This window comes from Desulfovibrio sp. OH1186_COT-070 (genome assembly GCF_003860215.1).
Taxonomy (GTDB): domain Bacteria; phylum Desulfobacterota; class Desulfovibrionia; order Desulfovibrionales; family Desulfovibrionaceae; genus Desulfovibrio.
In genome coordinates this window covers 17466-27757 of sequence record NZ_RQYH01000030.1, presented here as the reverse complement: position 1 = coordinate 27757, position 10292 = coordinate 17466, and the positions used below count along the sequence as shown (strand labels likewise).

8 protein-coding genes and 1 pseudogene are annotated in these 10292 nt (G+C 62.9%); 6 read left to right on the top strand and 3 right to left on the bottom strand.

Features of this window, described 5'->3' with window-relative positions; all coding sequences use genetic code 11:
- Window positions 1-190 precede the first annotated feature (190 nt).
- The 6 genes and pseudogenes from EII23_RS09480 to trpA all read left to right on the top strand — a co-directional run bounded on the left by EII23_RS09480 (window position 191) and on the right by trpA (window position 6639).
- Window positions 191-1633 carry an anthranilate synthase component I family protein gene (locus EII23_RS09480; protein WP_124793138.1) on the top strand — a complete coding sequence of 481 codons (1443 nt, stop codon included), beginning with the start codon at window positions 191-193 and terminating at the stop codon, window positions 1631-1633.
- A complete protein-coding gene (gene trpD / locus EII23_RS09475; RefSeq protein WP_124793137.1) occupies window positions 1614-3203 on the top strand; it encodes an anthranilate phosphoribosyltransferase in 1590 nt (529 codons plus the stop codon). Before EII23_RS09480 ends, trpD begins: the two co-directional genes overlap by 20 nt.
- Window positions 3193-3972: an indole-3-glycerol-phosphate synthase gene (locus EII23_RS09470; RefSeq protein ID WP_124793136.1), complete on the top strand. Its 780-nt coding sequence runs from the start codon at window positions 3193-3195 to the stop codon at window positions 3970-3972. The genes trpD and EII23_RS09470 overlap by 11 nt, the downstream gene beginning before the upstream one ends.
- A 32-nt stretch (window positions 3973-4004) precedes the next feature.
- Window positions 4005-4640 (top strand): phosphoribosylanthranilate isomerase, encoded by a 636-nt coding sequence (locus EII23_RS09465; protein ID WP_124793135.1) that lies wholly within the window; start codon window positions 4005-4007, stop codon window positions 4638-4640.
- Window positions 4637-5805, top strand: a pseudogene (gene trpB, locus EII23_RS09460) (tryptophan synthase subunit beta). The gene EII23_RS09465 and the pseudogene trpB overlap by 4 nt, the downstream one beginning before the upstream one ends.
- A 54-nt stretch (window positions 5806-5859) precedes the next feature.
- Entirely contained in the window at window positions 5860-6639 is a 780-nt protein-coding gene (gene trpA, locus EII23_RS09455; RefSeq protein WP_124793134.1) for a tryptophan synthase subunit alpha, read from the top strand.
- 9 nt (window positions 6640-6648) lie between these two features.
- On the opposite strand, the gene purE is transcribed toward trpA, so the two are convergent.
- The 3 genes from purE to EII23_RS09440 all read right to left on the bottom strand — a co-directional run bounded on the left by purE (window position 6649) and on the right by EII23_RS09440 (window position 10271).
- Window positions 6649-7146 (bottom strand): 5-(carboxyamino)imidazole ribonucleotide mutase, encoded by a 498-nt coding sequence (gene purE / locus EII23_RS09450; protein ID WP_124793133.1) that lies wholly within the window; start codon window positions 7144-7146, stop codon window positions 6649-6651.
- Between the two features lie 60 nt (window positions 7147-7206).
- Entirely contained in the window at window positions 7207-8508 is a 1302-nt protein-coding gene (gene purD, locus EII23_RS09445; protein ID WP_124793132.1) for a phosphoribosylamine--glycine ligase, read from the bottom strand.
- A gap of 83 nt (window positions 8509-8591) precedes the next feature.
- A complete protein-coding gene (locus EII23_RS09440) occupies window positions 8592-10271 on the bottom strand; it encodes a VCBS repeat-containing protein (RefSeq protein ID WP_124793131.1) in 1680 nt (559 codons plus the stop codon).
- Between the last annotated feature and the right edge of the window lie 21 nt (window positions 10272-10292).

Below are 10292 nucleotides of genomic sequence, written 5' to 3'. Positions count from 1 at the left end.
TCACAAATATCGTGTCGTCGATGTGCGCGCATAGCTTCTCCTGTCATGCAGGAAGAGGTGTTATCATACTATTCATAGTTTGACGACACTATCTAGGGCGCGTACAGGTTTGCCATATATTTTGCAGACGCCGTCCCCTCTTTGGGGACGGCGTCTTTTTTTGTTCTTCACCCCCACAAGGATTTGCGCCATGACAGTTTCCGGAACAGGATACGCTCCTCATGTCGTCCTGCGCCAGTCGGCGCGGTGGCTCCCGGCAGACACAGACACGCCCATCAGCCTGTTTCTCGGCATGTGCCGCGACAGACACGGTATTCTCCTGGAAAGCGCGGAAGTTGACGGGCGTTGGGGGCGGTACAGCCTGCTGGCCTGCGATTTTCTGTTGCAGGCCGCATGCAGAAACGGCCGCCTGACCCTTGCCGTTGATGCTCCGGAACTGGAACCGTTCAGAGCGCTTGAGGGAACGGACTTTGTGGAGGGCCTGCGCCAGCTCATGCGCGGGCTGCACCTTGAAAGGCCGCCCCGGACGGATTTGCCGCCCATCACCCGCGCCCTGTACGGCTACTTCGGATACGGCGTTGCCGGACTTCTTGCCCCGAAGCTGCAAAGCAGCATCCCCGTGAAAGATGCGGAAGCGGCTCTGGCCCTGCTGGGCACGCTGCTTGTCTTTGACCATCTGTACAACCGGCTGTGCCAGATCAGTCTGGGCGGGCACCGCGATGTCGAGGGCGTCCGGGGGTGCGGCACGGATTTTTCTCTCCCCGCAGTGGATGAGGATTCCGTGAGCGCCCTTCCCGGAGAGCAAGGGTATATGGCCGCCGTGGAGGACATCAGAAAAAAGCTGCGGCAGGGCGAAGCCATTCAGGTTGTACCGTCGTGCCGCTTCAGCGCGCCGCTTGCGGGCGATCCCTTTGCCCTGTACCGGAGGATGCGGCGCTGCAACGCGTCTCCCTATATGTTTTTTCTGGATATGCCGGGCATCACGCTCCTCGGGTCCTCGCCGGAGGTCATGGTAAAATGCACGGAAAACAAGCTCCGGTTGTCGCCCATTGCAGGCACGCGGAAGCGCGGCGCGGATGACACGGAAGATGCCGCTCTTGCCGCAGACCTGCGCGAAGACCCCAAGGAGCGCGCCGAGCATACCATGCTGGTGGACCTTGGCCGCAATGACCTCGGCCGCATCGCCCGCCCCGGAACAGTTCGGGTGGAGCGCCTGATGGAGGTGGAGCGTTTTTCCCATGTGATGCATTTGACCTCGCGTGTGACGGCGCAGATACGGGAAGACCTTGATGTGCTTGACGTGCTGGCCGCGACGTTTCCGGCGGGCACGGTCAGCGGCGCGCCCAAGATGCGCGCCATGGAATTGATCGCGGCAACGGAGCAGGCCGCGCGCGGGCCGTATGCCGGTTGCGTTGGCTGGTTCGGGCTGGACCATGACAGCGTCAATCTGGATACGGGCATCATTATCCGCAGCATGTGGGTGCGGGACGGCATGGTGCACTGGCAGGCAGGCGGCGGGATTGTTTTCGATTCCGATCCCGTTGCCGAATGGAATGAGGTTCGCAACAAATCAGCCGTCATGCGCGCTGTCCTTGACGCTTCGGGGGAAGATCATGTTCCTGCTCGTCGATAATTACGATTCGTTTACCTACAATCTGGTGCAGGCTTTTTACGCGCTGGGGCGCACCCCTGTTGTCGTCAAAAATGACGATCCGCGCCTGCCGGAGATGGCGCAGGACCCTGCCCTGGAAATGGTTTGCCTTTCTCCGGGGCCAGGGCGGCCGGAAGATGCCGGATACTGCATGGAGGTGCTGCGCCTGCTCAAACCGGAGGTTCCGGTGCTCGGCGTCTGTCTTGGTCATCAGGCGCTGGGTCTTGCCGGCGGAGGAAAGGTTGTCGTCGGGCCGTGTGTCATGCACGGCAAGGTTTCGGAAATCGTGCATGACGGAACGGGGCTGTTTGCGGGCATTGCCAACCCCATGCGTGTGGGCCGTTACCATTCTCTGGTTGTGCGCCTGCCGGAGGAAGGGCGTGCAAAATTTTCCGTCACGGCCCACGGTCCGGAAGGTGAGGTCATGGCGTTGCGGTACAAGGATCGCCCGTGGGTCGGCGTCCAGTTTCATCCGGAGTCCATTCTGACGCCGGAGGGCCTGCGTTTGCTGGGCAATTTCCCCCAGGCAATTCTGCCCGAAGGCCGGGACGCAGCGTCCATCAGCCGCATTCTGGAAAGCCTGGCCAGAGGGCAGGATCTGACGGCCGATATGGCTTCTGCCGCGTTTTCCGCGCTCATGGACGGAGACATGACGCCTGTGCAGGCGGGGAGCTTTTTGATGGGTTTGCGCATGAAAGGGGAAAGCGCGCTGGAACTGGCTCACGCCACCCGCGCGGCCCTGGCCAGGGCTGTGCCCGTGGGCGGCATCGAAGGCCCGTGCATGGAGGTGGTGGGCACAGGCGGGGACGGGCGTTCGTCCTTCAACTGCTCCACGGCCACGGCCCTCACGCTGGCCGGTATGGGATTTCGGGTGGTCAAGCACGGCAACCGCGCTGTTTCTTCCAAGTCCGGCAGCGCCGACGCTCTGGAAGGCCTGGGGGTGGATCTGGACATGGATCCTGCAGATGCGGGCGGCATTCTGCGGGAGAGGAATTTTGTCTTCCTGTTTGCGCAGCGCTTCCATCCCTGCTTTCGCAATATTGCGCCCATCAGGAACGAACTGGGCATCCGCACGCTGTTCAATCTGCTGGGGCCGCTCATCAATCCCGCCCGTCCCTCGCACATGCTGCTCGGCGTGGCGCGTCCCGGCATGGTCAGACTGATGGCCGAAACCCTGGCCCAGTCAGGCGTGCACAGGGCCGCAGTGGTCTGCGGGGCAGGAGGATATGACGAAATAACGCCCCTCGGGCCCAACGAGATCGTCCTGCTTTCCGGTGGGGAATGCAGTTTCCTGACCCTTGATCCGGCGGACTACGGCATGGCGTCCTGCACTCCCGAAGAACTTGCCGTGGCTGACCGGGAAGAGGCGCTGGCCGTGCTGCGGGAGCTTCTTGCCGGGGGTGGCCCGCAGGCCATGCGGGACATGCTGGTTCTCAATGTGGGCATGGCCCTGCATGTGCTGGAGGAAAAGATGCCGCTGAAAACCTGCATGGCCAAAGCCCGTGAAGCCCTTGCCTCCGGTGTGGGCGGGAAGGTGCTCCATGCTGCTTGAACGCTTCAGAAAGGCCAAGGCGGCAGAGATCCGCCGCCTGCGCCAACTGGAAAAGACAGGCCTGCTGCCGCCCCCCTGTGCCGGACCCAGAATTTCTTTTCTGGAGGCTCTGCAAAGTCCCCTGCCCCGGCCGCACATCATCGCGGAGTTCAAGCGGGCCTCCCCCTCGCGGGGCGACATCCTGACGGACATGGAACCGGAAGAAGCCGCCCGTCAGTATGCCGGAGCAGGCGCATCCTGTCTTTCCGTGCTGACGGAGGAGCGTTTTTTCAAGGGGTTTCCGGACTTCCTGCGCCGCATGGAATGTGCGGGGCTGCCTTTGCTGCGCAAGGACTTCCTTTTTGACCCGCTTCAGGTGGCGGCCACGGCGGCCACGCCGGCTTCCGCCCTTCTGTTCATTGTGCGGTTGACGCCGGACGCCTTGCTGCTGCGCGCATTGCGGGAACAGGCGGAAAAATACGGGATGGACGCTGTGGTGGAGGTCTTTGACGAAAAAGATCTTGCTCTGGCCAGAGATTCGGGCGCGCGGCTGGTTCAGGTCAATGCGCGGAATCTGGATACGTTGGCTGTGGACCGTTCATTGTGCCTGAAAATGGCGGCGCGGCACAAACGTGCCGACGGCGAGGTCTGGATTGCCGCCAGCGGCATTTCCGGGCCGGAACATGTGCGGCAGGCCAAGGATGCGGGTTTTCAGGCCGTGCTTGTGGGAACAAAACTCATGGAGGGCGGCGCGCCCGGCAAGGCCCTGCGGCGGCTTTTGGACGGGTGACGCCCTTGGGAAGCAGAAAAGCGGAGGTGTTTGTGCCTGACCTGCTCGTGAAAATCTGCGGGATGCGGAATCAGGAAGACGTGGACTGCGCGGCCGCTGCGGGGGCGGACATGTGCGGCTTTGTTTTTGCCCGGCAGAGTCCCCGCGCGTTGACGCCCGCGCAGGCCGCCGCGCTGGACAGCCGCGGCATGCTCCGTGTGGGGGTTTTTGTCACAAGCAACGCGCAGGCCGTGGCAGAAGCCGCTATGGAGGCCTGTCTGGATTTTGTCCAACTGCACGGCTCCCAGCCGGAGGAATGCGCCGGGCAGCTTGCAGGAATCCTCGGCGCGCGGCGGATCATCAGAACGCTCTGGCCTGCGCGCTATGGGGGGCTGGAAGATCTGGCTGAAGACATGCAGAGGCATGCCGCCTGTGCGGGCATGTTTCTGCTGGAATCCGGCACAGAAGGCGGCGGCAGCGGACAACGTATGGACGTACCCCTGAAAGGATTGAAAATTCCCCGGCCGTGGATTCTGGCCGGAGGCCTGAACCCGGAAAACGTGGGCGCGGCCATAAAAGACTGCGAACCTGACGGGGTGGACTTCAACTCCGGGCTGGAAAGCGCGCCGGGACAAAAGAGCGCGCAGCGCATACGGGCCGCTGTGGCGGCTGTGAGGAAATACCGATGAAAAAAGGATACTTCGGAGAATTCGGCGGATGTTTTGTGCCCGAACTTCTGTTGCCGCCGCTGACGGAACTGGAAGAAGCCATGCGGGACATCATGCCGGAGCCGTCGTTTGCGGCGGAACTGGATGACCTTCTGCGCACCTATGCGGGGCGGGAAACCCCCCTGACATATTGCGGGCGGCTTTCCGCCCGGCTGGGCTTTTCCTTGTGGCTGAAGCGGGAGGACTTGCTGCACACCGGCGCGCACAAGGTGAACAATACCCTGGGCAGGCGCTGCTTGCCCGGCACATGGGAAAAACCTCGCTGATCGCGGAAACCGGGGCCGGACAGCACGGCGTTGCCACAGCGGCGGCAGCGGCCCGCCTGGGGCTGGACTGCACGATCTTCATGGGCGTGGAGGATATTGCCCGGCAGTCCGCCAATGTCAGGCGCATGCGTCTGCTCGGAGCCAGGGTGCACGCGGTGGAAAGCGGCAGCCAAACGCTCAAGGACGCCATCAACGAGGCACTGCGGCACTGGATTGCCTGCCAGAAAACAACGCACTACTGCTTCGGCACGGCGGCCGGGCCGCATCCTTTTCCTTCTCTTGTGCGTGCATTCCAGAGCGTGATCGGCAGGGAAACCCGCACCCGTTTTCGGGAAAAAACAGGACGCCTGCCGGATCTGGTCGTGGCGGCCGTGGGCGGCGGTTCCAACGCCATCGGCATGTTTTCGGCATTTCTGGACGACACCAGCGTGGATATTGTGGGCGTGGAGGCCGCCGGTACGGGAGAGCCGGGCTGCGTCAATTCCGCCCCCATCAACTTCGGCCGTCCGGGAGTTTTGCACGGTGAAAGAACCATGCTGCTCCAGACGGAAGACGGGCAGATCATGGAATCGCACTCCATCTCCGCCGGTCTGGACTATCCGGGCGTGGGGCCGGAGCACGCCTGGCTGCACTCCACAGGGCGTGTCCGGTACGGGCTTGCCAATGACGCCGAAGCTCTTGATGCTTTTCAGGTGTTGTGCCGCACAGAGGGCATTTTGCCTGCTCTGGAATCCTCGCACGCTCTGGCCTGGGTGCTCGGGCACTGTGCGGAAATTTCTGCGGGCAGCCATGTGGTCGTCAACCTGTCGGGACGCGGCGACAAGGACATGGATATTGTGGAAAAATATCTTGCCGTGTGAATGCGCGGAATTTCCGGCGCATCCGGGCAGCCGCGCGCCGGTGGGGAGAAAACAATGTCGCTTCTTGAACAAAAAATACGCCATGCGCAGCAATGCGGAAGACCGGCCCTCATTCCTTTTGTCACTGCGGGTTTTCCCACGCCCGGCGCGTTCTGGGATATTGTCCGGCAACTGGACGATGCCGGGGCGGACGTGATCGAAATCGGCGTGCCTTTTTCTGATCCTGTGGCCGACGGGCCTGTGGTGGAGGCGGCCTCGCGGCGGGCTCTGGAACAGGGCGTCACGCTGGGCTGGATTATGGAGGGATTGCGCAAACATGCCGGGAGCGTCAGGGCCGGGATTGTGCTCATGGGATACTTCAACCCCTTTCTGCAATACGGCCTGGAGCGTTTTGCCCGTGAGGCTGCGGCGGCAAAGGTCAGCGGCTGCATTGTGCCGGATCTGCCGCTGGAGGAGAGCGCGTTTTTCCGCTGTGCGCTGCATGCGGAGGGTGTGGACCTCATCGCCCTGGTCGGCCAGAATACGTCAGAGGAGCGCATGCGCGCCTATGCAGCGGTTTCCAGAGGGTACGTCTATGTCGCGTCCGTTTTGGGCACCACCGGAGCGCGGGACGCATTGCCCCCGCAAACCGGAGAAGCCCTGCGCCGGGCGCGCAGGGCTTTTGATCTTCCGCTGGCTCTGGGGTTCGGGCTGCGCAGCCCGGCACAGGTGGAGGCGCTTCCCCGTGATGTGCGGCCGGACGCCTTTGTCTTCGGGAGCGCCCTTTTGCAGCACATTGACGCCGGGGGAGAGGCAGCCTCTTTTCTTGAGGCATGGACCCGCAAGAGCGGGTAACAAGCTGCCTCAGGCGTATTTGCGGGTCAGGGCTTCACCGGTTTTTTCCACATCCGCGCGCATGGCGGCGCGTGCGGCAGCGATTTTTCTGCCCAGTTCCGGATCGGAGAGGGCGAGGATCTGTGCGGCCAGCCATGCGGCATTGCGCGCGCCCGCCGTGTCCAGAGCCACAGTGGCCACAGGAAATCCCGGAGGCATCTGCACGGTGGAAAGCAGGGCGTCCATGCCGCCCAGGGCTGTGCCCGAAACAGGAATGCCGATGACCGGGAGCGTGGTGCGCGCCGCCACGGCTCCGGCCAGATGGGCCGCCATGCCCGCCGCGCAAATGAAGACCCGCGCCCCCTGCGCTTCATGGGTACGCACCAGTTCTTCCGTGCGTTCCGGGGTGCGGTGCGCGGAACTGACGGTGATGGCGCAGCTCACGCCCAGGCTTTTCAAAACATCCACACAGGGGCTGACCCTGTCCTCATCGGACGCCGAGCCCATCAGAACAACCACTTGTGCCACGGAGGGCCTCCTTGTCCGGAAAAATGGCCGGATATTTTGGGGATTGCGGAAAAATACCGTCTAGCGGCCGCCGGATTTTCGGGCCGCCAGGCGCTGTATGCCTTTTGCGCCGATGTCCTTGCGGTAAAAACTGTCGGGCATGCGGATGTGCTGCATGGCGTTGTAGGCCGCCGCCTGGGCTTCGGCCAGCCCGTTGCCCAGCGCCGTGACGCAGAGCACGCGTCCGCCGGAGGAAACAAGGCCGTTGCTTTTGACCGCTGTGCCGCTGTGGAAAACCTTGACGCCGCTTACGGCCTCGGCTGCGGCAATGCCGTCAATGGACATACCTTTGGCGTAGCTGCCCGGATATCCCTGTGCGGCCAGTACCACGCCCAGTGCCGTGCTGGCGTCCTGCCGCAGGTCGGCAGGGTTCAGACGCCCGTGCACAGCGTCCAGCATGATGGCGGCCAGATTGCCTTGCAGGCGCATGAGCAGGGGCTGGCATTCGGGATCGCCAAAGCGCACGTTGTATTCCAGAACCTTGGGGCCCTGGGCGGTCATCATGAGCCCGGCATAGAGCACGCCCACAAAGGGATGGCCGTCTTTGGCCATTTCTCGCAGGATCGGGCGTACGGTGATGTCCGCCATTTCTTCCAGCCTGTCATCGGGCAGAACCGGCGCCGGAGAATAGGCCCCCATGCCTCCGGTATTGGGGCCAAGGTCATGGTCAAAAGCCCGTTTGTGGTCCTGGGCCGAAGGCAGGGGCAGCGCCCGCGTGCCGTCGCAGAGGCAGAGGAAGGAGGCTTCTTCTCCTTCCAGGCATTCCTCCAGCAGCACCAGATCACCGGCTGCCCCGAAGGCGCGCGCGGCCATGATTTCTTCCACCGCGTCCAGGGCTTCCTGTTCGGTCTGGGCCATGATGACGCCCTTTCCGGCCGCCAGCCCGTCGGCCTTGACCACCAGAGGGGCGCCCATGTTCCGGATTTCCCGCCTGGCTTCCTCCAGGCTGGAACACACAACACTGCGGGCCGTGGGCACCCCGGCGCGCTGCATCATGCTCTTGGCAAAAGCCTTGCTGCCTTCCAGGCGCGCCCCGTACGCATCGGGACCGAAGCAGGCAATGCCCTCCGCGCGCATGCGGTCCACAATGCCCAGCGTCAGGGGCAGTTCCGGGCCGGGAACCACCAGATCAATGCCTTCCTGCCGCGCCAGAGCGGTCAGGCCGTCCAGATCGTCCACGTTCACGGCCACGTTGCGCGCGCCTTCCTGCTCCGTGCCGCCGTTGCCCGGTGCGGCAAAAACGGCGCTGACTCCCTGGCTTTGCGCCAGCTTCCAGACAAGGGCGTGCTCGCGTCCGCCCGAGCCGATGACAAGAATGCGCATGGTTTCCTCCGGAGGGGCTGATGCAAAACGCCTGTCGGAAAAACAGGCGTTTTGCGGCATACGGCGTCAGCCCTGTGGCTTTGCTAGTTGGGGTTCACTTCAAAATCGCTGAGATCCGCAGGCACATTGGGATTGGTTGCCGAAGTGTCCAGCGGGTAGGCCACAACCATGCTCTGGCGGCTGCCTATGCCGAGATCGGGGGACGTGTTCAGCCCCACCACCAGATCCAGAATGCCGTCGTTGTTCACGTCCGCCAGATCCACTTCGCCGACAGAACCGCGGATGCGCCGGGTTTTCCACTTGAGGCCCAGGCCCACGCCGTCCCAGTACAGGGCATGGATTTCGCCCTGGGGGAAGTAGCGGTAACGGTCAAACATGATGGAGGCCGTGGAGATGGGCTTGTTGACCAGCAGCACATATTCTCCGGTATTGCCGATGTCCGCTGCGATCAGGCGCATGGGCGCAAAGTATTTGCTGGGCAACTGGTAGTTTTTGTCCACGCCCAGGCCCGGCATGCCCTTGTAGTGATCCATGCCCGTCGCCGAGCCGGAAAACCGCTCCATGGTGGTGTGGATGAGGGTATTGCCCGTGCCCTGGAAGAGCTTGAGGCGCTCGTCGTCGGTGAGCATGACCAGTTGGTCGGTTTTGTTGGTTCTGCCGCCCGGCAGCCAGGCGCAGTTGAAAACCGTGGCGCCGGCAGGCAGGTCAATCCGTGTGCTCAGGGTGTATTTGTTGCCGGTTTTGACCATGGTGTGTACGCCCGGCGAAAAGAGCTTGAGCGAATCCCAGCCCTGGCCCACCAGAGTGGGGGTGTAGGTGGGGGGCACGCGCATGACGCTCACAAAATAGGGAATGCGGTCGGCATACTGGCTGAAGGTATTGCCCTTGAAGCTGTAAATATAGGTATAGGGGCGGTTGCTCTCGCTTTCGTAGGTGGCAACGACCAACTCCAGGGCCCCGTCACGGTTGAGGTCGATGGCGCGCATGGAAAAGGCGTTGTTGGAGCGCGAAACGCTGGTTTCGCCCAGCAGCTTGAGCTTGCCTTCGGGCTGCCAGACATAGATGCGCAGGGTGTGGTCGTCCAGCAGGGCCACTTCGTTTTTGCCGTCGCCGTTGAAATCGCCCACGGCCATGTCCACCATATTGTGGCTCAGGCGCTGGCTGCGCAGGCGCGAGCCGTCATGGGCTCCCGCGCCCTGATAGCGGAACTGCGGGTTCAGGTATACCTGCTGCTGGCCGGTGTCATTGGTGATGATTTCCGCATTGGAGGCAGCGGGACGGGGAGCGCCTGCGGCTGTGGATCCCGGCGTACGCATCACGGACACGCCAAAAACTTCCTGTCCCAGAGCGGCAGTCAGGTTCTGCACTGTGCCGGTAAGGGAACTGACAGGCCCCTGGCCTGTCTTGCTCCAGGTTTTTCCGGCCTTGTCCAGACTGTGGATTTCAACAGTGCATTCGCTGCCCACCACGCTCACCGATCCCCAGACGACACTGTCCGCACCGGAGGCGGCAAGTTTTTTTTGCGCGTCTGCCCTGGAGGCGGCGCTACCGCTCCCGAGGCTGGCCGTCAAAACACCGGGGCGGTTGAGGCGGCCCTGAACGGTTGCCGGAACAGCCTTGGAAAGGTAGGCGTAATTCTGCGGCGCATTGACGGAAAACGGCAGAATCACGGCACTTTTCGCGGCGTGGGCTTGGGGCGCATTTCCTGCGGCGGCAAGCACCAGCAGGCAGAGCGCACATGTCAGTCGCATGGCGAAATTCATTGTGGAATCTCCTTGGGGCAG